Origin of the sequence: Lacrimispora xylanisolvens (assembly GCF_002934545.1) — a bacterium.
Classification (GTDB): Bacteria; Bacillota; Clostridia; order Lachnospirales; family Lachnospiraceae; genus Lacrimispora; species Lacrimispora xylanisolvens.
In genome coordinates this window covers 57,342-80,898 of record NZ_PTJA01000006.1, presented here as the reverse complement: position 1 = coordinate 80,898, position 23,557 = coordinate 57,342, and the positions used below count along the sequence as shown (strand labels likewise).

The window sequence follows — 23,557 nt, the reverse complement described above, 5'->3', positions numbered from 1 at the left end:
ACTTTATGTTTAAAAAGCGGATAAGCAGAAAAATTGTGGCAGTATCTTTTACGATACTGCTTCTGCTTTCGGGCTGTAGCGCTGATATGAAAGGCAGTGATCAGGCAGATAAAAGCAGCACGAAATCAACGGATACAAGGCTGTTCTCCACAGACAAAGGAGAGATTGAAATTCCTGTGCACCCTCAAAGGGTGATTTCGGATTTCGGATTGCTGGGAGATGTTTTAGCCCTTGGTGTAACGCCTGTTGCAATTGAGGATTATGGCGCAACAGATGTGGCATACAAAGAGTTGATTAAAGATATTAAGGTTTTGGAAAAATGGGAGCCAGAATTCCTTATGGCTGAAACCCCCGATCTGATTGTTACACGAAATGAAGATAATTATGAGCAGTTTTCTAAAATAGCACCAACGGTTTATGTACCGGTTTACCAGCATGAAACGAAAGAAAGACTTTCATTTTTATCGGATGCCTTAGGTTTGGGCAGGGAAAAAGGAAAAGAAGTGGTGGTTACCTATGAAGCAAAGGTGAAAGAGGCTAAGGCCAAATTAAAGAACACCGGCTTATACAATAAAACCTTTAGTGTGATCCGTGTGCAGGGCGAAAATGAGATTGGTGTGCGTTGGAGCAATAATCTGGGGGGACAGATTTTGTTTGGTGCTTTGGAACTGCCCCAGACAGAAGCTGCGTTAAGAGAGGTGAAAGCAGGCACTGACTGGGGCGCTACACTTTCCTTTGAGGCAGTGCCTGAGTATATGGGAGATTACATACTGGTAACAGAATATGATAATTATCAGCTGATTGAAAATAATCCTGTATGGAAGTCTCTTTCTGCGGTGCAGAATGGAAATATTATTGTACTTTCGGAACCGTATATGTATTTAAACGATATCTATTCCTGGTCAGCTCAATTGGATTTGGTTACTGCTAAACTTCTCAACCTGGCTGAAAAAAATGGTGTATAAAAATAAACCTTCCTCAACAAACACTGATAAAAGGAGTCAAACATATGTTTAGACAAATAAAGCAAAAAACAATTTTTATATTAGCGCTCTCTATAATATTTGTGCTTTCTGGATGCAGTAATTCAGCAAAAACAGAGGAAGAAAGTAAAGAAGAGTCAGTTAGCAGAGAGTCTGATTCGACAAAATCCAAAATCATTCATATGGATTACGGGGATGTTGAGATACCGGAGAATCCCCAAAATGTCATCATTACTTTCAATCAGGGGGATCTGATTGCACTTGGTATCATACCGGTAGGAGCCACTTTTAGCGAAGGATCAGCATTTGAGGAACTGGCTGAAAATATTACTCAAATTGATGGCTGGGAAATAAATCCGGAGGAGTTACTGTCTCTAAAACCTGACTTGATAATTTGGGGCAGCTACGATGAAAAAAGCTATGAGACATTATCTAAAATTGCACCAACCCTGGCCGGGGATTTTTATAGTATGAGCTACGAAGAACGACTTCGTTTTTTTGGAGAGATATTTAACCGTGAAGAAAAAGCAGAAGATTTAATACAAGGTTTTAATTCAAAACTGAAAGAAACACAGGCAAAATTAGATAAAGCTGGGTTATCAGATAAGAAAATAACTTGTATTGAAGTAATTGGTGATACGGTTCGTGCCTATCAGTTTGGGCGAGGTGGCAATCTGGTTTATAATATGCTGGGACTTTCTGCCCCGGAGAAGTTGAATGAAGCATTTAAAGATAAGACGTCGATTGATATTTCCTATGAAGTATTACCCGAGTACATGGGAGATTATATATTGTTAAATACGGGAAAAGACAAGCTGGCTGACAATAAAGTCTGGGAAAATATTTCCGCCGTGAAAGAGGGAAGACTCATTCAGGCATCATCTAATATGTTCTGGTTTAATGATATTCTATCTTTATCCAAACAAATTGATATTATTGCAAATAGTATGCTGGAAAAATAACATTCTCTTTAACTGGATTATGTACCAGAAAAAACCGCATCCCCTTGGAAAAGGAATGCGGTTTTTTCTGGTTATTTCCAATCCGAAAGCCAGGTTTTGTCATTTGCAACAGCGGTAACAACTTCCTCGCCGGATTTAAAATTATCAAACGTTCCTTTGTCGATTTCGTTTATAACTTTACTTAACAATTTTTCATAATACGCTTCCGGTGTGATCTCCGTTGTTGTCTGATGGAAATGCTGCTGGGATTCCGATGAGGCTATTCTTGCGTATTCATCTTTTACCTGGGCTATCAGTTTATCATGATTCATTTTCTTGCTCCTCTGTTTAAAATTGATTTTTATTACTTGCCATTAATAAAATTATTATTTGCAGGTAATGGGAAATTATTCGATTTGCTAACTATTACCGAAATCCATATTAAAATTTCATTTCAGTATGCTCATTTTACTTAACAATAGATAAATTAGCAGAAGGCAGCTTGACAATTAGAAAAAAATATATTATCTTATAGACAGACAGTCGGTCTATAAGGAGGGTAATCGGATGAGAGTCATAAAAGATGCAGATCAACGAAAAAATGAAATACTGGATGCAGCTGAAACGTTGTTTACCCTGAAGGGGTTTGACAAAACCAGCACAAATGAAATTCTGGAAGCAGTAGGGATTGCCCGTGGAACACTGTATTACCATTTTAAATCAAAAGAGGACATCATGGATGCTTTGATTGAACGGCATACCAGTCGTTTACTAAATGCGGCAAAAGAAATAGCCGAAGATAAAGGCAAACCAGTTTATGACCGTATCATTCAATCAGTCAGGGCTCTCAAGATGAATCAGAGCGGCAAAGAAGTACTTGAGCATATTCACAGGCCACAGAATGCTCTGATGCACCAAAAAGTGCAAAAAACAATTTTAAATGGACTAACCCCCATTCTTGCCGGTATCATCCGTGAAGGAATTGAGGATAATCTGTTCCAGACGCCTTACCCATATGAATGTGTTGAGATGCTGGTGGTTTATGCCAGTACGGTGTTTGATGGAGACATGTTAGACATTAGTCAACAGGAATATGCTTCCCGTGCGCAGGCTCTTATTTTCAATGTAGAACGTCTGCTGGGCGTTGAAAGCGGTACCTTATCATTTGCATCAGAAATTTTTGAAAAAGAAACGGAGGGATAAGATGAATCATACATCAAAACCATTCGGAAAGTTTCTGCTTCTTTGGTCTGGAGAACTTATTTCAGCAATCGGCGGAGGACTTACCTCTTTTGGTTTAGGCGTTTATGTTTATCAGCAGTCTGGAATGGCATCTCATGTCTCTTTCGTCATGTTGCTGGCTTTTCTGCCTTCCCTGTTACTTAGTGCACCGGCAGGGGTACTGGCCGACCATTATGACCGAAGGATTCTGATGATACTTGGAGACAGTCTTTCCGCAATCGGCCCTTTGTTTATTCTCTTTGTCCTTTGGGATGGGCAGGCGGCATTTTGGCAAATCTGCGTAGGAGTGACCATTAGCTCTGTATTTTCCTCCTTGTTAGAGCCGGCCTACCGGGCTACCGTCACTGATTTACTGACAGAGGAACAGTATACAAAAGCCAGCGGTTTCGTTCAGCTTGCTGGTTCTGCAAAATACCTGATTTCGCCTGTATTAGCCGGGATTTTGCTGAAAGTATGGGATATCAGGCTGTTGCTGATTCTTGACATCTGTACCTTCTTTGTGACGGTTACGGCAACACTGGCTGTGCGGAAGGGGCTGACAGCAAAGCCTCAGGCGGAGAATGCTTCCTTTGCAGCCAGCTTTAGAGAGGGCTGGAGAGTCATTGCCCAAAACAAAGGTGTACTGACTCTGGTTATGGTGGGAGCCGTCATAACCTTATGCCTTGGCTTTATCCAGACACTTGCTTCCCCCATGATTTTAAGTTTTTCCGACAGCGGGGCTTTGGGTTCCGTTCAGTCATTAGCAGCAATTGGTCTTTTGGTAACAAGTCTTTTGCTGGGGTTCTTTTCAATAAAAAAGGATTACGTGAAAATTTTATGCGGATCATTGTTTTTCGCAGGTGTGTTTATGGTACTGTTTGGATTCCGTGAGAATCTCATCCTAATAACTTTGGCAGGATTTTTATTTTTTTCCATGCTGCCTTTTGCCAACATGAGTATTGATTATTTACTTCGAACCAATATTAATAACGAATTCCAGGGGCGTGCCTGGGGTCTTGTGGGACTGATCTCCCAATTAGGTTACGTGTTTGCTTACGGATTTTCGGGGCTTCTTGCAGACCATCTCTTTACTCCGCTGCTGCTGGAGAATGGAAAACTATCCAAAAGCGTCGGCAGTGTTCTTGGTACTGGAAAAGGAAGAGGATCAGGCTTCCTTATCATAATAGCGGGTATATTATTATGTATCGCGTCCGTTTTGTTATATCAGTTTCGATCCATTCAAAGACTTGAAAAAGGAGACGGCGATGTTCAGACGAATCATCTGGAATGATTTGAGAAAAAGTCCCACGATTTCAGCCATTATGCTGCTATTTATCACCGCGGCAGCTGTGCTGATTTCTTTGGCAGTAACTTTGGGATTGCAGCTTGCAGGATCTATTGATTCGCTTATGGTACAGGCGAAAACTCCCCATTTTTTACAGATGCATACAGGGGAGATTAATATCCCGAGGCTGGAGCATTTCGCACAGGAAAACGGGGCTGTCAGGGAATTTCAGGTAATGGAGTTCCTGAATATAGATGGGGCAGAATTTAAAATAGGAGACAGTACCCTTGAGGACAGTGTTCAGGATAACGGTCTTACCACCCAAAGCAAGTCTTTTGATTACCTTCTTGATCTGGATGGGGAAATCATCCGGCCGGAAGACGGAGAGATTTATGTTCCTCTGGCTTACGCAAAGAAAGGCAATGAGCTGTTAGGAAAGAATGTCATCGTTGCAGGTAAAACATTTACGGTTGCAGGCTTTCTTCGTGATTCTCAGATGAATTCTCCGCTGGCATCTTCCAAGCGGTTTTTAGTAAGCGATCACGATTATGGGGCTATGAATAACAAGGGAACTGTTGAGTATATGATTGAGTTCCGGCTAAAGAGTCTGTCTGAACTTAACGCATTTGAAGCGGAATATATTGGTGCAGGTTTGGAATCTAATGGGCCAACAGTGACCTATCCCCTTTTTCGTATGATAAATGCGGTATCCGACGGCCTGATGATTGCTGTGCTTTTGCTGATTAGTATATTAGCTGTGCTGATTGCCTTTTTATGTATCCGTTTTACACTGATCGCAAGAATAGAAGAGGATGCCCGTGAAATCGGCATTATGAAGGCCATTGGGCTGCGCATTTCCGATATGAAAAAGCTTTATCTGGGAAAATATGCTGTAATCGCTGGGGCAGGAAGTGGGATTGGCTGGGGGGTATCCGCTGTACTGGAAGATCGTGTGATTGGGAATATCCGCCTCACTATGGGAGAGAGCACAACCGCAGCATCTGCCAGAATGTGGGGCGCAGCAGCAGTCTTTTTCGTGTTTGCTGCTGTGATCGCCTATGTAAACCATGTACTCAACCGTTTTCAAAAGATACCGGCAGCACAGGCAATCCGGTTTGGTACTGTTGTGGAAAAAGGCACAGGTGTAAGACGAATGCGGCTGAGGAAAAACAGGCTGGTAAATACCAATGTATTTTTAGGAATTAAGGACGTTATATCTAGGAAAAGAATTTATATGACCATGTTATCCGTAGTAATAGTTTCAACATTCATCATGTTGATTCCCCAGAATCTGTACAGTACAATTTCATCCCCGGGCTTTACCAGCTATATGGGGATCGGCAGATCTGACATTCTGTTCCGTGTTCAGCAGACCGATCAGATGAGTGAAAAGATAACGGCAATTATGAAAACCCTTCAAACGGATGAAGCTGTTACAAAATACGTGGTGCACACCACAAAACGATTTGCCATACAGACGAAAGACGGCAAAAGCGAAACAATAAAAGTTGATTTAGGTGACCACACAGCGTTTCCTGTTTACTATGTCAAAGGGAAGGCACCACAGACAGAGGATGAAATCGCCCTTTCTGTAATGAATGCCAGGGAATTGGAAAAGAAGATTGGAGATACTCTTGTTCTGACAAACGAAGGCAGGGAGAGAATCCTGACCGTTTGCGGCATCTATTCCGACATTACCAATGGAGGGAAAACAGCAAAGGCAGCATTTGGCGAAAAAAGCGGTGATGCGATGTGGTATACGGTTTATGTAAAGTTAAAAGATAATGGTTTAAGTACTGCAAAAGCAACCGAATACACACAGCAGTTTTCCTTTGCAAAAGTTGCGGATCTTGATGGTTATATAGCCCAAACCTTTGGCCCCACAATTGATTCCATTAAAAAAATCTCTGTAGCAGCCATGATTGCAGCACTGCTCATGACAATCTTAGTGACGCTGCTTATGATGAAAATGCTGATTGCAAAAGAACGTCATACCATTGCTGTCATGAAATCTCTTGGTTTTACAAACAGGGACATTACGATACAGTTTATTTCCCGTTTTGCATTGGTGCTGTTTATAGGAATTCTGGCAGGTACAATACTTGCCAATACACTTGGAGAGGTGCTGGCTGGTGCAGTGATTGCATCGTTTGGAGCGGCCACATTTAAATTTGTTGTGAATCCTGTTTCTGCTTACCTGATTTCCCCGTTTGCAATGGGATGTGCAGTAGTGCTTGCGGTTGCGCTTGGGACGACCGGGATAGAAAATATTCAGGTTTCATCACACATAAAGGAGTAGATAATGAAAACATTGGTGATGGGGAATGAGATTGTCAAAATGTTTGGTCATGGAGATGAGAGACAAACGGTTTTGAAGAACGTATCTGTCCAGATTGAAAAGGGCGAATATGTGGCAGTAATGGGCCCTTCCGGATCAGGAAAATCCACCCTGCTTTTTGCTCTTGGCGGAATGGAAGCCATTGATGGAGGAACCGTATATTTTAACGGGCAAAACCTGTCCCAGCTTTCAGAAGATGAGCTTTCTAAGCTGAGGCAGACTGGTATGGGATTTGTCTTTCAACAGCCTACCCTGCTTAAAAATTTAGATATTCTTGATAATATTTTACTTCCTGCATTGCGGGGCAGTCACAAAAATGTTGCAGCACTTACTAAAAAAGCAGAGATGCTGATGCGTAAAATGGGAATTGAAGAACTGAAAGGGCGCAGCATCACGGAAGTATCAGGCGGGCAGTTACAGCGTGCAGGTATCTGTCGAGCCCTTTTAATGACACCTGAGATAATATTTTGTGATGAACCTACCGGTGCGCTTAACAGCAAGTCTGCAAATGAAACGATGAAGCTTTTTTCTCAGATTAATGAAGAGGGAGTAGCCCTTTTGATCGTTACCCATGATGCCAAGGTGGCGGCAAATGCCCAGCGTGTATTATTTATGCGGGATGGCAGCATTGTTGATGAATTGCGCCTTTCAAAAACGGGTCACAGTATAGAGGAAAATATAAAAAGAGTTGCACAGCGTCTGGAGTATCTGGAAATATAGGTATTATTTCATTAAAGAAGGAGGTTTCACCCTATGATTGATGATAAATCATGCGCAGAAATAAAGAACAATTTACATTTCGTTTCTATAGAAGGAAACTGGGATAAAGACATACATGATAAAAGAATTGCTCATGCAGCAAAGATTTTGATGGAGGATGAGTTTTCTCTTGCGATTGCATCTGCTACCTGTGCTCCGCCATCCTACTCCTCTTTTTTTCAAGGACGGCTGGGGGAATATACGAAAGAAATGTTAATAAATAAATACGGTATTCCAGCAATGAGAATCCTTCCTGCATATCGATTTCCTTATGATTGGTCCTATACAATAATGGACGCTTTCACAAATGCTGCAGTTATAGGCTGGGTGAGCTGCGGTCTGAAGAGAAGAAATAGGGAAATTAATGTTTTATTTGAACCTAGCACTTCGGATTTTCATGGCTTAAGAGTTGAAACCCTGAATAATCGTGCCTGTCAATATCTTGGCAATCTTAATGTTAATATAGATCTATCAAGTAGAAATAAACTTCCGTTGTCAATCCTTAAAAAGGATTATCCGGATGAAGCAGCAAGATTATCTGAAATGCAATCAACAGAAGGCTTAATAGCTACAGGAGAATGGGTGGATAATGGAAAAATAAGAAGCTTTGATGACTTAAATAGCATGAAACATGATTTATTTGAGGCATTTCAATCTGTGTTTCAAATTTCGTTATCGGATATGGATCATTATATATTGTCTGATGTTGGAAGAATAATATTCACTTTACTGTGGAATCAAATGGCAAATAATCAAAAGTTATCAGATAAAGATTTTAAGAACGTTTGTGCTTATGTCAGGTCCTGGTTTGACGTTGATATTTCAGAAACTGAGATGCTGACCATCAAAAAAATTATTAAATATTAAGTGCACAATAGCTATAAAAAGAAATCTTTATTGACAAAAGCTAATAATAGGTAATATAATACCTATATAGATAACATATTACCTATTAGGAGGCGTTAATGTACGATTTTGAACATATGGATAAAAGGCTCATTGTATTTGGGTATTTGTTCCGGATTGCCAATCGTCTGCAGAGCAAGATGGATTCCCAGATGAAAGACCTGACTGCAAAACAATGGTTTGTAATTCTTGTATTGGGACTATTTGATCAGCCACCCACCCTAAAGCAACTTGCGGCAGCATGTGATACCTCTCACCAGAATACAAAGCAGCTTGTTATGAAACTGGCCGATAAAGGTTTTGTGACCATTTATAATGATGAGTTGGATGGCAGAGCCATGCGGATAGCCGCAACTGATCAGTGCCAGCAATGGGATAAAGACAATGAAATGATTGCAACAAAGTTCATGACTGGAATGTTCTCTGGCATGAGCACGGAAGAGATCACTGATTTAAGCAGTTCGCTGATCACAATATTTGAGAACCTGGATAACATAAACGGAGGGACAGCAGATGTCTAAAAAAATTTTAGTCACGTATACATCAAAATATGGTTCTACCAGTCAATATGCCCAATGGATTGCAGAGAAATTAAATGCGGATTTATTTCCCGCCAGATCGGTGAATCCAAAAGATCTGAGTCAATATGATATTGTTATTTATGGAGGCGGTCTGTATGCAGGCGGTATTGCAGGAGTAAAACTGGTTACTCAAAATCCCTGCAAAAATCTCATCGTGTTTACTGTGGGATTAGCGGATCCCAGTACAACGGATTACAGTCCAATTATAAATAAAAACTTTACACCGCAGCTTTTGAAAAACACAAAGTTATTTCATTTACGGGGAGGAATCGACTATAAAAAGCTGGGACCAGTTCATAAAACGATGATGGCCATGATGAAAAACATGATTCAGAAAAAGCCTGTTAATGAAAGGGATGGGGAGGACAAAGAATTTCTGGATACTTATAACTCAAAAGTTAATTTTGAGAATAAGCAAAGCATAGATTCGCTAATTGCTTACGTAAATGGCATGTTATAACAATAGGAGGGAAGGTGCCGCTCAATCACTATCATTCAGCTATTTTGCGGCACCCCGGTATCTGGAGATTAATTTCCTCCAACTGATATTAAATTTGTTTTATAGCTTGTGATTTTGGACATTAAAGCTGTATTTAAGTCAGAAGAAGTATCATCAACTGCGTTATCAAATTTCCAGGTAAAGTCCCCCTGATTGATCCGCCCGGCGCTTGTTGTAACAATTCCTTCAACATTATTCACGGGTTCAATAGCAGAGAGGCTGACGCCAATGTCTTTGCCGGTATCAAAATTATTGTAAGCAGTACTGCCTGCAACAGTTTTGTAGAGACTGGGAACGGTTTCATTTCTTGCAGATACCAAATATGCATCAAAGGAGACCGCATTTTTGCCTGTGGTTCCTTCATTGGAGTTTGCATAGATCAGGCTGGATGCATCTTCTATTTTATTGTTAAAAGCTTTGATCATACCGCCATTTTCTCCGGAAAACGTACCCTGACCCAAAGCATCGGTGCCTTGCAAAGAACTCATCATAGGGTATTTGCAATGCCTGAAATAGTTTGATTCTACAAATGCAGAACTTCCCTTTGTTACCCCAACCCCGTATTTTGCATTACCATCAAAATAATTGTTATAAATATGAACGGAGGCTGTACGAATTCTTGGATGGCGGGAATCGGAATGGTCGTACCAGTTATGATGGTATGTTACGAAAAATTCTGCCGTATCTTTCATTCCGCAAAGAGAACATTTCCCAGAATCCCAGAAATGATTGTAGGAGAGGGTTACATATGTGGATCCGCTTTTCACATCAGCAGAACCGTCTCCTTTTGCCTGATCTGCATCGGATCCTGCTTTTCCGTAAAAGATATCATTATTATGAACCCAGATATTGCAGTTAGACGTATCAAGTGAAATCCCATCGTCAGGGAACAGCATGATTCCTAAGTTCCTGATTTCCAGGTTTCCACAATTTCTGATTAAAAACCCCCATCCATATGCGGTTGCATCATCGCCAATCCCTTCTAATGTCATATTCATTTCTTTGTAGGATGATTTTCCTTTTACTTCAAGGTATCCACTGCTGTTAAGCTCTCCAGCCACATTGCTGTCCGTAACCTGTCCGATGAAGCGGATAGCAAGAGGCGTTGTGTCATATCCTTTCTGACGCAATGTTAAAATCTCACCAATTCCAGTACCTGTTTGTTTTTTACCGGAACTGTTTACCTTAACATCAAGGGATACGGTTTTTGCTGTTTCAGAAGTCACATAAATTACCTGGGCATTCTCTTTTAAGACTCCGTTTTCCCTATAAGCGCCAGATCCGGATTGATACTGGGAGTCGCGGGAAAAAGCAAATCCGGTTCTGTCGTTTGCCTTTACGGTGATAACGCCGGAAATAATACTTTCTTTCGTGTTATTGGGGAGAATTGCTTCCACTTTCATAATGTATTGGCCGGCTGCAAGACCTACTGCATCGGCTCTCCAATAGGAGGGATACTTTCTTATTAATGCAGGATCAAGTTGTACATAAGCAGAATCGCCAGCAGCCGAAGGTTTTATATAAGCCTTGTAGGAGATTGCACTGCTGAGAGGGTTCCATTTCATATAAGCACTTTCAAACCAGCCCCCGCTTTCGGTCAGGGCAATACCAGCACCGGAAGCTGGATGTAAATAATTTTCTAAAATCATAGTTTAAAACCTCCTGTTATTCTAATTACAGAAAATCGGATCCACGTTTTCTATGACTGAATATTATAATGACTGGTCTGTGCAATGCAATGCAATCCGTTTCAATAAATATCTCTTACTGCCTTTAGCACGCTCCCTGAAGTTCATGGTATTCTCCAAAATAATCACTATTTATGATTTGTTTTCATAGGTCAGCAGCCCTCCGTTTTTTACAACACTTCTTTTAAAGTCATAATTATCAGGCTTTCCTTTAAAAAAGTAGTTTATGATCCGCGCGTTAGCACTATGCGTAACAATTAAAACATCATTTTCTATGTAATCTTTCATTATCATATTACAAAAATCCAAAGTTCGATTTACAAACAACTGGAATTTTTCTGTGCCTTTATCACCATTTTTTATTGCCTGCCAAAATAATTGAAGGGAATCAGCAGTTTCTTCTGTACCTTCAAACGCACCACAGTTAATTTCTGAAAGTCTGTCATCCAGTATAATAGGTTCTCCACAAATAATCTCACAGGTTTGGCGTGCCCGCGTCTGAGGGCTGCTAAAGCATGCCTTAAAATTAACATTTCTAAGGTTTTCTGCCTGTTGTTTTGCCTGTGCAATTCCGGTCTGATTCAATTTTATATCGGTACAGCCGTTGAATTTCTTATTAAGATTCCAGTCGGTCTCCCCCTGACGGACAAGGTATATCATGTCAGTTCCCCCTTATTTAATAGTTTTTCCAAACCCTGAACCATAAACTAAGACCATATTACCACGTATCATAATGGTTTTCCAGAATCAAAAAATTATAATCAGGTTTACAATTGGCTGCCATTCCTCTTTTTACTTAGTAAATACCATCAAGGAGGGTTTTCTGATGAATGGAAATACAGAGAAAAAAGAGCTGAAAAAAACTTACTTACAATCGTATCAGGCTCTCAGTTTTTCAATTAAAACGCTGGAAGTCCTGATAACTCGTATAAAAGAGGAACAAAGACAAACCATGTCTGTCCTGGCAGCGCAGTCTGGTACAAACCAGCCTGATGTGGAGATGATGACAGATGTATTTACCCGCCTCAGAAAGCAGCTGGTAGAAAAAAATCTAATTTGCAGTGCAATTGTAAAGAAAGTGGAGTGTATGGACTGTGAAATAGAAAAAAATATTCTTTTATTAAAATATATATCCGGATATACGTGGGAAGAAATCAGTGAGATAACCAACTATAGCTTAAGACAGGTTTATAACATTCATAATCTTGCGCTGAAACATTTTCCCATGTGAAATAAACCGGCAGTCAGTACAAGCTATAACCAGCAGTGGTCTGCTGTAACGCCTTAAGTGTAAAATCAATTGGTTATCAACCTGCAATAAAAGGAAAGGAGAGTGAGTGGAGAGGTAGGTGGTATTTCACAGGCAAGGAACCGACTGATGAATAAAAAGTTAAATAAAAAAGGAGGTCATCGTAAGATGAGTAAGAAAGTTATTAGCAAAAGCACAGACAAATATCAAAACAGATTTTTAGAACTCTGGGGAGACATTAAGGATCCGAAAAATGGGTATTTCAGTAACAAAGGCATTCCATATCATTCGATTGAGACTATGATTGTAGAAGCTCCGGACTATGGACACGTAACGACAAGTGAAACTCTCAGCTACTATATGTGGCTTGAGGCAATGTATGGAAAGTTCACAGGAGATTTCAGCGGATTTAAAACAGCCTGGGACACAGCAGAAGCCTATATGATTCCAACGGAAAAAGACCAGCCCGAATCCAGCATGAGTAAATATTCAGCCAGCAAGCCTGCTACTTATGCTCCGGAATGGGAATTGCCAGACTTATATCCTGCCCAGCTGAATTTTGGTGCAGCTGTTGGAACTGACCCGATCAATAGTGAACTGGCGGCTACATACGGCAGCAATACCATGTATGGAATGCATTGGTTATTAGATGCAGATAACTGGTACGGTTTTGGAAGCAGAGGCGACGGTGTGTCAACACCATCCTACATCAATACGTTCCAGAGAGGCGAACAGGAGTCTACCTGGGAGACCATCCCTCAGCCATGCTGGGAAACAATGAAATACGGCGGCAAGAATGGATATCTTGATTTGTTCACCGGAGACAGCAGCTATTCAAAGCAATTTAAATATACCGATGCACCCGATGCAGACGCCCGTGCAATCCAGGCTACTTACTGGGCAAATAAATGGGCGCAGGAATATGGCGTTGACCTTGGAACCTATAATTCCAAAGCCAGCAAAATGGGTGATTATTTAAGATATGCCATGTTTGATAAATACTTCCGTAAAATCGGTAATCCGTCAGCTGCTGGTACCGGGTATGATGCTGCTCATTATCTCATGTCCTGGTATTATGCATGGGGCGGCGGAGTAGGTTCCGACTGGGCATGGAAAATCGGAGACAGCCATAACCACTTTGGATATCAGAATCCTATGACAGCCTGGATATTATCAGAAGATGAAGATTTAAAGCCCCTGTCTAAAAAGGGAGCCAGCGACTGGAAGTTAAGTCTTGACAGACAGCTGGAATTCTATCAGTGGCTGCAGACAGCTGAGGGTGCAATTGCAGGCGGAGCCAGTAACTCCCATAATGGCCGTTATGAAGAATGGCCGGCAGGTACCTCAACCTTTTATGGAATGGGATATGTAGCAAATCCTGTCTATGCAGATCCTGGAAGTAATACCTGGTTTGGTTTCCAGGCATGGTCCATGCAGCGTGTGGCTGAATACTATTACAAAACTAAAGATGAAAGAGCAGAAGCTATTCTGGATAAATGGGTTGGCTGGATTAAAACTGTGGTACAGCTGAAACCAGACGGAACATATGCAATTCCTAACGGTCTTGACTGGTCCGGACAGCCTGATACCTGGACAGGTACTTATACAGGTAATAAGAACCTGCATGTAACTGTTACCAGCCACACCACAGACCTTGGTGTTACAGGTTCCCTTGCAAATACATTATTGTATTACAGCAAGGCATCTGGTGATGATGAAGCAAGAGTGCTGGCAAAGGAATTACTGGATCGTATGTGGGATCTGTACAGAGATGATAAGGGTCTTTCAACGCCAGAACCAAGAACAGATTACAAACGGTTCTTTGAACAGGAGATCTACGTACCAGCAGGCTGGACTGGAAAAATGCCAAATGGGGATGTAATTAAATCCGGTGTTAAATTTTTAGACATTCGTTCCAAATATAAAGATGATCCGGATTATGAGAAAATTCTTACTGCTTATAACAATGATACTGATCCTGTATTTAACTACCACCGTTTCTGGGCACAGTGCGATATCGCCATTGCAAATGGTGTATATTCCCTGCTGTTTGGAGAAGGCGGTGAACCAGTCACTAACTCTGCAATCAACCCTGTAGTGGCAGCGTTTGATAAAAATATTGCGGAACAAACAGATATAACAGTAGAGCTTACCTTAAATGGTAATACGTTTACCGGCATTAAGGACGGAAGTACTTATTTAACGGAAGGCACCGATTATACCTTATCCGACAATACAGTCATTTTATTAAAAGAATACTTAGCAGGTCAGGATGTCGGTAAGTTAAAGCTTGTTTTTGATTTCAATAAGGGAGTTGATCCGGTACTGACAGTAACGATCACTGATTCCACACCAGGCGGTTCTGTGAAACCTGCCGCAGCCACCTTTGATAAGAACCCCGCAAAGCAGGCAGATGTTACAGCTGTTTTAACTATGGCAGGACATACACTGAAAGGGATCAGGCTGAATAGCAAAGAGTTAGCTGAAGGCGTGGATTATACCATATCCGGAACCTCCGTTACTTTCTTAAAAGCTTCACTGGCTGGTCTTGCTACAGGAACCTACAATGTAGTATTCGATTTAAGCGCAGGAACAGACCCTGTGATGGTTCTGACTGTAGTAGATACTTCTGTTGCAAAAGGCAGCATAAAGATACAGATGTATAATGCGAACACATCAGCACAGAGTGGTTCTCTCAGTCCGAAATTTAAGATTTACAATAACGGCACAACCAATGTAAAACTTTCTGATGTTAAAATCAGATATTATTACACGATAAACGGAGAAATTGATCAAAACTTCTGGTGTGACTGGTCTTCCGTTGGCAGCAGCAATATTACCGGAACCTTAGTTAAATTGTCTGCTCCAAAGAAGGATGCTGATTATTATCTGGAAATCGGATTTACATCTGGAGCGGGAAGTCTGGCAGCAGGAGAGTATGCGGAGATACAAATAAGAGTGACGAAAGCTAACTGGACGAATTATACTCAGACAGATGATTATTCCTTTGATGGCACAGCAATGAACTATGTGGATTCGCAAAAAGTTACTGGATATATATCTAACAGCCTGAAATGGGGAATTGAACCTTAAGTGATGGGTAACAAAACTCCATAAATATCAAAAGCAACAAAGCATGTCCCGGATTCTTATTATAAGGATCCGGAACATGCTTTGTTATGGCTCGTCCATTATTCTATTCACATTTAGAGTATCCGCAGCTTTTACAAGTATTACATCCGCCTTCAAATGTAAGTTCTAAACCGCATATGGGACAAGGATTGACTACGTTTGCTCCATCCGCCTTATCATAGGTATTATGGTCCTTTTTCAGTTGTGCTGTTTCTCCGTCAAATCCCATTTTATTAACGCCATGATATTTTAAATGCAACTCTGACTGCATTTCTTCATACATCTGAGTCAGTGCTTTTCCAATTGACATTGGGCAGCTGGATCCAGGTGAGGTATCCCGCTTTGTTGCTGTCCGCACTGCATAGGATGAGCAAACCAGTGTACTTTCCAGCTGGTCAACAATATCTTCCAGTTCGATTCCACCTCTTGCAGCCAGGGAAATCATACGGCTTAAACCAACCATAAAACTATTGCATCCCCCTTTAGAACCTTTTGAAAGGAATATTTCCATAAATTTTCCGGTGAAGGGATCAAAGAATGCTTCACAGTGGAGCGTTCCGCAGCCAGTCCGCAGGGTTCTTCTTTTTCCAATACAGGCATCTGAAACTTTCACAATATGGCCCCGCTCCAGGTTCTGGGAAGTTTTTTCTTCACTGGTTGTTAATATCCCCAGACGCTTACATCCGTCTCTGAATATTGTAATTCCTTTCAGACCATATTGCCATGCCATAAAATATAAAGCCTGTACTTCTTCTTTTGTAAATTCTTTCGGAACATTAACAGTTGAACTAATGGATGCATCGATATGATTTTGCCAGACTGCCTGCATTTTTATTCGTTCCGTGTAGGGAAGTGACTGCGCAGTTACAAAGAAATCAGGCAGATCTTTTTCATCTGTAATACCATTTTCATTCATATACTCCTGAACGATAGGGGTGTATATTTTATAAAATACATCTTCACCATGAAGACTTTCCGTTTTTCTTGTATAAGAATTCGAAAAAATAGGCTCTATTCCGCCAGATATACCAAGCATGGTTGACAGTGTCCCTGTTGGTGCAATTGTCAGGAGCTGGGAATTGAATAACCCCCCTGCTTCTTTCACAAATGCAGCTACTTCTTCCTCTGTATTCGCTTTAAAAAATGGGGTTTCCATAATTTCTTCTATGTTGCACTTTGGAAACGGCCCGTTCTCCTTTGCAAGCTTTGCAGATTGATAAATTGCATTATTTATCATTTCTTTTGCAATTTTATCGCAAAGCTCAATACTTTCATCACTTCCGTATCGAATACCTAATTTAATGAGTAAGTCAGCAATACCTAAAACACCAAGGCCGATCTGCCGCCAGTCCCGGACAGAATCCCGCTGCTCTTTAAGCGGGTGTAAAGGAAGACCTTCATCCAGTACTTCATTCAGAGCAGTTACACAGGTCCGTACATCTTTTGTAAAGTTTTCATGATCAAAGACTTTCGTATTCTCTTTTATGGCAACGTATGCGGATAGATTAATTGCTCCAAGCAGGCAGGATCCCCCAGCCGGTAATGGTTCTTCCGCACATGGATTTGTTCCGGCATATTGGAATTCCCTGGTATTGGACAGCAGATTCCAGCTCTCAATACGATCCCAAAACAGCATACCGGGTTCTGCATAATCCCAGTTCATCTCACTGATACGGCAAAAAATTTCATATGCATTTACTTCTTTTTCAATTACTTCACCAGTATCTTCTACCTGAAAGGTCAGCATAAAAGGCGCATGTTCCTTCACTGCTTCCATAAATGCATTGGTTATACGAATAGAAATATTTGCTTTTGTAACCTTGGTTAAATCGGATTTTATTTCAATAAATGATTCTAAATCCGGATGGGTACAGGGAATGCTGATCATTAACGCTCCCCGCCTTCCGTTTTGCCCAATTAATTCTGTTACTGCAGAGTATAAATCCATGAATGAAACGGAACCGCTTGTATTTTCAGCAGCATTGTGAACCAGGGCTCCTTTTGGTCTGAGCTTCCCAATATCAACACCACAACCGCCTCCGTAGCTGTATGTCCTTGCCAGTGATTTAGCAGTGTCAAAGATACTTTCGATATTATCTTCGGGTGGAGTTACTACATAACAATTGGAGTAGGTAATCTTCTTGCCAAATTTAAATAATCCTCTATTGGTTAAAATTCTTCCGGCAAATAAAAATTTCTTGCTGATAATAAGCTCTGCTACCTTCTTGTTTCCTCCTGAGACACGCTCAACCCATTCGTCAAACTCTTCATTGTTATACCGGTATTTATTGTTCCAGATATCCTGCCCTAAAATATTGCCGCTCCCCAAGTATTCCATAATATCCATTCTAAAATTACCCTCTCTTCCCAAATAAGCTTATATCTGTATTGTGACTATATCCAAAACAGGACATAATACTATATATAGCCAAACGATATCTATTATATACTATATGTAGAATGATATCAATGGTTTTGTAATAAATGCGCTATATTATAACAGGGTGAGATGGTAAATTAGGTGAAAGGGTTGTTGAGATTATACTGGAAAAGGTATATCCGTATATCAATCAGGGCTGTGCACGAGATATCACGGCACAGCCCCGAAAGGATAACGTTATTTAGGAAATCATGTATTATCAGGACTGCTTTTTAACCGGTCTTATATATTTCCAGAACCGTTCCGGATTATGATAAAAATAAAGAACTCTGCCAGGAGTAGTATCAAAGCAGTAGCCGGTATCTGTAAAATCAAAGTCCGCCATTGCCTTTTCAATTTTTTCTTCCACACTTCGGTTTTCCTGTTCATAATCAAATGGACCGTGTTCAAATGCAATATACTCTGCTTCAGGAACATCAATCAGAAGCATTTGCGGCGGTACATCGCCTTTGTAATCAGCAGGAAGGCGGACTCCGTAACACTCTGTGCGGGGAATGCCCCAATCGCAGAGCCGTCCGTCTGGGTCATTCATATAAGCCATAATCTGACCGCTGCCGCTGTTTGATTCAGTTCCGCCTTCGTCATCCAGTTTTCCCTTAATACTATCCAGTAAGCCGCAGATGGTATCGCAGTCCTGTCCTGGAATCATACTTTGTTTCTGCCAAAAATCCCAATATCCATTACTTTCGTAGTTTTTGATGTGCAGAAATTTGTGTGCTGGAATGGTAACGAAATAAATCTTTACATCATTTTCTGTTTTCATCATGCCAATCTCTCCAAATCCTAAAAAGTAGCGGTCGAAAGGGGTTATTTTAGTACGAAGAACTACAGGCCTGGGCTTTTTCCGGTATTCACTTGGAGTGACACCATAGGAATTCTTAAACGCTCTGGTAAACGCTTCATGTGACGAAAAACCATAATCAAAAGCAATGTCTAAAAAACTTTTCTCACTGTCACGAACCTCTTTTAACGCAAAGGCTAACCTTCTGAGCCGTAAATATTCTCTGTACTGCATACCTGATATTTCTTTGAATTTTCTGGTTGTATGAAATTCTGAATAACCAAGTTTGCGGGAAAGAAATTTAAGAGTCAGCGATTCATCATGATGTTGTCTGATTGATTCATCGATTTCATCAACAATTAGCTGAATTTGCTTGTGCCATTCGTACATTTACCTGTTCACCTCGTTTCAATCGCTCTAAAAGAATTATAACGGATAAGAAATCAGAATTCTTGATTTTACTTGCTGATATTACGTACTGGCTTATGATTGATATAATCTTTTAAGCTCATAAGCCCCCCTTAAAAATTGAAGACTTCTTCCCAGGCAAAACAGGCGGATTCTTCTGTACTATTAGGCCAATTGCTGCACCATACAGGCACACCAGGAGTTTCAACTCTGTCAAAGCTTGGTGTATAGGGTTTAATATCAATCACCGGGGTATTATCGTTAGCATCGATAAAAGGAATTTGAATGATCCCTCTTTCATAGTCGATGCGGATCACATCTACTGTGGTCAAAGCAATTGGATTAGGACGCAACGGTGATCTTGTGGCAAAAACACCTATTACTTCGGGAGCGCCTTTATAGGGCTGCTCTGCCTGCAGCGTTGAGCGGGATTGATCATCATCAAAATCGCTGAACCACCAGAAGATATTAATATTGCTGAATCCTTCCAATGCTTGCAGAGCTGGAATATAGTGTTCATATACCTCAATAAACGTGCCGTCATCGTTGTTATGAACCGTTCCAATTGGTTTCACTGTAAAATTATTCATGTGTTTTTCCTCCATTTTCTTGATTTCAAGCAGAGCATAACCCCTCACACCATGTGAGAGTCAAGTGGATAAAAAGAGGAATTGGGCTATTTGATTTTAAGTGGTATCTGAATCTCGATCAGATATTTTTCAGGACTGCTTTCATTCCACGGTCCGCGGTGAACGATTTGCCTGGTTGGGGAGGACATTTCATATTGGCTGTTTTCATGCAGCCATTGTGCAAAAGTAAGGTAAGCATCAGCGATATTTGAAAAGGCTCCGTATACCATTGTGCAGGCCATCATTGGTACCGGCTCAACGTTTCTAAACGTAAAACCATCCATATTTTTCCCCTGTTTTTTAACAGGTGCGCATAACTCAACGTCTACATCTTTTTCCCTGTATTCGGTATCATAGTAGATAGAGAACGTATTTTTTGATATTTGTATCTGATGTTCAGCTGCAAAGGCGGATAACTCCTGCCATAAATCACCCTCTGCGTAATAATCGGGTATTGTGCGGCGTAAGGAAAGAACCGGACAACCTGGTATGGATTTAATTGAAATGTTATAATGCATTTCACTTTTTTTATTTAACAGTTCATTTTTTGCAAATTCTATTTTATTTAATTTTTCCTGTTCAGCCTTAATTGCCTGTTCCACCTCCAGCTGTTTCCTGTCAAGCTGCGACACAAGAGAATTGTCGTCCCGGATACTTAGTGCTTCTGCAATTTCTGATACTGTAAAACCGCTGTCACGAAGATAGATGATTTTGTTCAGAACCGGTATCTGGTCTGCAGAATACATACGATATCCCGTCCAAGGGTCGATTTCAGCGGGTTTTAAAAGCCCTGCCTCATCATAATATCGGAGCATGCGAATTGTTATTTGTGTCAGCTTTGAAAATTCACCTATCTGAAACATCAATTTATCCCCCCTTTTGGAATTCCACCTTTATTATAAACAGGATCTAATGATACTTCAATTTTTTTGTGAGTTGTTTATTTCATAAAAATCTGTTATTATAGTCGACATCTTGGTAAAAGAAAAGGAGGACTAACTGCTATATGAAATTTCCAGATGGATTCCTATGGGGAGGAGCAGTGGCTGCGAACCAGTGTGAAGGAGCATATAACGAAGACGGAAAGGGGTTAAGTACCCAGGATGTGACACCGCGCGGTATTAAAGGACCAATAACAAAAGAACCCACTCCAGATAATATGAAGCTGGTAGGAATTGACTTCTACCATCGATATAAGGACGATATTAAGCTTTTTGCAGAAATGGGTTTTAAAGTGTTCCGCACCTCAATTGCCTGGAGCCGGATATTCCCAAATGGGGATGAGAAAGAACCCAATGAAAAGGGACTTCAGTTTTACGACGATTTATTTGATGAGTTACTGAAACATGGAATTGAACCGCTGGTAACGATTTCCCATTATGAGACACCTTTAAACCTGTCCATTCAGTATGATGGATGGATAAACCGGGATATGATTGGCTTTTATGAGCGTTATGTCAGAACTATTTTTAAGCGCTTCGGCGGAAAAGTGAAATACTGGCTGACATTTAACGAGATAAATTCCGTGCTTCATGAACCATTTTTAAGCGGGGGAATCTATACGGATAAGAGCAAACTAAAGAAACAGGATCTTTATCAGGCCATTCACCATGAGCTTGTGGCCAGTGCACTGGCTACGAAAATCGGTCATGAGATGATGCCCGGATGCAAAATCGGCTGTATGATTTTAAGCATGCCAATGTATGCCCTGACCTCTAATCCGGATGATGTAATTGCAGTCATGAAATCAGATCATATGAACACATTCTTTGGCGATATGCATGTCAGAGGCCAGTATCCTGGTTATATGAAACGGTATTTCAGAGAAAATAATATTCAGATTGAGATGGCAGATGGCGATGAAGAGCTGTTAAAGGATCATACTGTGGATTTCGTATCCTTCAGCTACTACATGAGCATTTGTGAAGCCGCTGACCATTCCAAGGCGCAGGCAGGAGAAGGAAATCTCATGGGCGGCGTAACAAATCCCTATTTAAAACAAAGTGAATGGGGCTGGGCGATCGATCCCCAGGGACTTCGCTATGTGCTCAATCAGTTTTATGACCGGTGGCAGAAGCCTCTGTTTATTGTGGAGAACGGATTGGGTGCAGTTGATGAGCTTGTGACACAGCCAGATGGAACAAAGACAGTCCTTGATGATTACCGGATTAATTATTTAAGAGATCATTTGATTCAGGTAGGGGAAGCCATAGAAGACGGAGTACCGGTTATGGGATACACCAGCTGGGGCTGCATTGATTTAGTCAGTGCTTCAACTGCGGAATTAAAGAAACGGTATGGTTTTATCTATGTGGACCGAAATGATGACGGAACTGGTACATTAAACAGATATAAGAAAAAATCCTTTGACTGGTACAAAAATGTAATCGCAACCAATGGGGAAAGTCTGTAAAAGTTTACAAATAGTAGTTGATTTCATTGACACTCCTGTGATAAGCTTTAGATAGTTCACAGGAGTGTTACTATTAAATTAGGCAAGTCTGCATCTGTTTTTGGTGCATACTTGTTTTTTTATTATAAAAAGGCAGGTTTTAAGAAAGGGGTATCTATGAAATTAACAGTGAGCCAGGAATTGTGGGTGAATGAAACTCTGGAAAAAATCAAATCAAAAATGATTTTTGTTGCAGAACGTAATCAGAACAAGATTCCATATACGGCGGAGAATGGAGTTTTCAATGATTATTCCGAGGAGAAGATTTACTGGTGGACCAATGGTTTCTGGGCCGGAATCATGTGGCAGATGTATCATGTTACAGAAAATAATTTATATAAAGAGATTGCAGTAAAAACAGAGCAGAAAATGGATCAAAATTTTATGATGCCGGCAAAACTGGATCACGATAATGGGTTTAAATGGCTTCCTTCGGCAGTGGCTGATTATCGTATTACGGGAAGCCAGGATTCCCGGAACAGAGGACTACTGGCGGCAGAACTGCTGGCGGGACGTTACAATCCTGCCGGACATTTCCTTCGTGCATGGAATGAATGGGGAGGAGAAAAACACCTTGGCTGGGCAATTATTGACTGCATGATGAATCTGCCGCTGTTATACTGGGCATGGAAGGAAACCGAAGACCCCAGATTTCGGCATATAGCGGTTAACCATGCAGATATGGCACAGACCTGTTTTGTAAGGCCGGATGGTTCGGTCAACCATATCGTTGAATTTAATCCGGAAACCGGAGAAATGATAAAATCCCACGGAGGTCAGGGATACGAAGAAGGATCTTCCTGGACAAGAGGACAGGCGTGGGGAATTTACGGGTTTGTTCTAAGTTACAGGCATACACAAAAAGAATCTTATCTGAATACTGCTAAGATCATTGCAAATTATTTTATTGCCAATATTCCGGACAGCAGCCTGATCCCTGTGGATTTCGCCCAGCCACAGACCTGCAGCTGGGAAGATTCTACGGCTGCAGCCTGTTCCGCCTGCGCAATGATTGAACTTTCCAAATATGTCAAAGAATCTGAGAAGCATGTTTACATTCACTCAGCCATTCGTCTTTTAAAGGCACTGGATGAGAGCCGTTGTAACTGGAATCCTCACATGGATAATCTTCTGGAGAACTGTTCTGCAGCTTACCACGATACGAGACACAATTTCCCTATGATTTATGCTGATTATTATTTTATAGAGGCTATTTTAAAATTAGCCGAAAAAGATTTATTTATCTGGTAAAAGAAAGGAATCAC

20 protein-coding genes are annotated in these 23,557 nt (G+C 40.9%); 13 read left to right on the top strand and 7 right to left on the bottom strand.

The features are described 5' to 3' along the window. The first annotated feature begins 5 nt into the window (after positions 1–5). Positions 6–965 (top strand): ABC transporter substrate-binding protein, encoded by a 960-nt coding sequence (locus BXY41_RS12465; RefSeq protein ID WP_170072342.1) that lies wholly within the window; start codon positions 6–8, stop codon positions 963–965. A 44-nt stretch (positions 966–1,009) separates the two neighbouring features. Beyond that, positions 1,010–1,945 carry an ABC transporter substrate-binding protein gene (locus BXY41_RS12460; protein WP_104437184.1) on the top strand — a complete coding sequence of 312 codons (936 nt, stop codon included), beginning with the start codon at positions 1,010–1,012 and terminating at the stop codon, positions 1,943–1,945. 71 nt (positions 1,946–2,016) lie between these two features. On the opposite strand, the gene BXY41_RS12455 is transcribed toward BXY41_RS12460, so the two are convergent. After that, positions 2,017–2,256, bottom strand: a complete 240-nt coding sequence (locus BXY41_RS12455; protein ID WP_104437183.1) for a hypothetical protein — start codon at positions 2,254–2,256, stop codon at positions 2,017–2,019. A gap of 235 nt (positions 2,257–2,491) precedes the next feature. Here BXY41_RS12455 and BXY41_RS12450 point away from each other — a divergent pair, with 235 nt between their 5' ends. From BXY41_RS12450 to BXY41_RS12420, 7 genes are all read left to right on the top strand, one after another. After that, complete coding sequence (locus tag BXY41_RS12450; RefSeq protein ID WP_104437182.1) at positions 2,492–3,127, top strand: TetR/AcrR family transcriptional regulator; 636 nt, start codon at positions 2,492–2,494, stop codon at positions 3,125–3,127. A gap of 1 nt (position 3,128) precedes the next feature. Continuing rightward, the gene (locus BXY41_RS12445; RefSeq protein WP_104437181.1) at positions 3,129–4,436 is read left to right on the top strand and encodes an MFS transporter; all 1,308 of its coding nucleotides are present in this window, start codon (positions 3,129–3,131) and stop codon (positions 4,434–4,436) included. Beyond that, on the top strand, positions 4,411–6,729 hold the full coding sequence (locus tag BXY41_RS12440; protein WP_104437180.1) for an ABC transporter permease: 2,319 nt from the start codon (positions 4,411–4,413) through the stop codon (positions 6,727–6,729). The genes BXY41_RS12445 and BXY41_RS12440 overlap by 26 nt, the downstream gene beginning before the upstream one ends. A gap of 3 nt (positions 6,730–6,732) precedes the next feature. Beyond that, positions 6,733–7,488: an ABC transporter ATP-binding protein gene (locus tag BXY41_RS12435; protein WP_104437179.1), complete on the top strand. Its 756-nt coding sequence runs from the start codon at positions 6,733–6,735 to the stop codon at positions 7,486–7,488. A gap of 33 nt (positions 7,489–7,521) precedes the next feature. Then, entirely contained in the window at positions 7,522–8,394 is an 873-nt protein-coding gene (locus BXY41_RS12430) for a hypothetical protein (protein WP_104437178.1), read from the top strand. A gap of 98 nt (positions 8,395–8,492) precedes the next feature. After that, the gene (locus BXY41_RS12425) at positions 8,493–8,954 is read left to right on the top strand and encodes a MarR family winged helix-turn-helix transcriptional regulator (protein ID WP_104437177.1); all 462 of its coding nucleotides are present in this window, start codon (positions 8,493–8,495) and stop codon (positions 8,952–8,954) included. Continuing rightward, positions 8,947–9,474, top strand: a complete 528-nt coding sequence (locus BXY41_RS12420) for a flavodoxin domain-containing protein (RefSeq protein WP_104437176.1) — start codon at positions 8,947–8,949, stop codon at positions 9,472–9,474. The genes BXY41_RS12425 and BXY41_RS12420 overlap by 8 nt, the downstream gene beginning before the upstream one ends. Positions 9,475–9,542: 68 nt before the next feature. Here BXY41_RS12420 and BXY41_RS12415 read toward each other — a convergent pair whose 3' ends face one another. Together BXY41_RS12415 and BXY41_RS12410 are read right to left on the bottom strand one after the other, a co-directional pair. Then, positions 9,543–11,162, bottom strand: a complete 1,620-nt coding sequence (locus BXY41_RS12415; protein ID WP_104437175.1) for a pectate lyase family protein — start codon at positions 11,160–11,162, stop codon at positions 9,543–9,545. A gap of 171 nt (positions 11,163–11,333) precedes the next feature. Next, entirely contained in the window at positions 11,334–11,861 is a 528-nt protein-coding gene (locus tag BXY41_RS12410) for a histidine phosphatase family protein (protein ID WP_104437174.1), read from the bottom strand. Between the two features lie 166 nt (positions 11,862–12,027). Between BXY41_RS12410 and BXY41_RS12405 the strand changes: the two genes are divergently transcribed. Continuing rightward, on the top strand, positions 12,028–12,432 hold the full coding sequence (locus BXY41_RS12405; RefSeq protein WP_104437173.1) for a sigma-70 RNA polymerase sigma factor region 4 domain-containing protein: 405 nt from the start codon (positions 12,028–12,030) through the stop codon (positions 12,430–12,432). 186 nt (positions 12,433–12,618) lie between these two features. Next, positions 12,619–15,543: a glycoside hydrolase family 48 protein gene (locus BXY41_RS12400; RefSeq protein WP_242980186.1), complete on the top strand. Its 2,925-nt coding sequence runs from the start codon at positions 12,619–12,621 to the stop codon at positions 15,541–15,543. Positions 15,544–15,646: 103 nt separating this feature from the next. On the opposite strand, the gene BXY41_RS12395 is transcribed toward BXY41_RS12400, so the two are convergent. From BXY41_RS12395 to BXY41_RS12380, 4 genes are all read right to left on the bottom strand, one after another. Further along, positions 15,647–17,929, bottom strand: a complete 2,283-nt coding sequence (locus tag BXY41_RS12395; protein WP_104437171.1) for an adenosylcobalamin-dependent ribonucleoside-diphosphate reductase — start codon at positions 17,927–17,929, stop codon at positions 15,647–15,649. Positions 17,930–18,221: 292 nt separating this feature from the next. Next, positions 18,222–19,193 carry a helix-turn-helix transcriptional regulator gene (locus tag BXY41_RS12390; RefSeq protein ID WP_104437170.1) on the bottom strand — a complete coding sequence of 324 codons (972 nt, stop codon included), beginning with the start codon at positions 19,191–19,193 and terminating at the stop codon, positions 18,222–18,224. A 131-nt stretch (positions 19,194–19,324) separates the two neighbouring features. Beyond that, positions 19,325–19,801 carry an SAM-dependent methyltransferase gene (locus BXY41_RS12385; RefSeq protein ID WP_104437169.1) on the bottom strand — a complete coding sequence of 159 codons (477 nt, stop codon included), beginning with the start codon at positions 19,799–19,801 and terminating at the stop codon, positions 19,325–19,327. An 86-nt stretch (positions 19,802–19,887) separates the two neighbouring features. Next, positions 19,888–20,703 (bottom strand): MerR family transcriptional regulator, encoded by an 816-nt coding sequence (locus tag BXY41_RS12380; protein WP_104437168.1) that lies wholly within the window; start codon positions 20,701–20,703, stop codon positions 19,888–19,890. Positions 20,704–20,846: 143 nt separating this feature from the next. Here BXY41_RS12380 and BXY41_RS12375 point away from each other — a divergent pair, with 143 nt between their 5' ends. Further along, on the top strand, positions 20,847–22,253 hold the full coding sequence (locus tag BXY41_RS12375; RefSeq protein ID WP_104437167.1) for a glycoside hydrolase family 1 protein: 1,407 nt from the start codon (positions 20,847–20,849) through the stop codon (positions 22,251–22,253). A 156-nt stretch (positions 22,254–22,409) separates the two neighbouring features. Beyond that, positions 22,410–23,543 (top strand): glycoside hydrolase family 88 protein, encoded by a 1,134-nt coding sequence (locus BXY41_RS12370; RefSeq protein WP_104437166.1) that lies wholly within the window; start codon positions 22,410–22,412, stop codon positions 23,541–23,543. Positions 23,544–23,557: the final 14 nt, after the last annotated feature.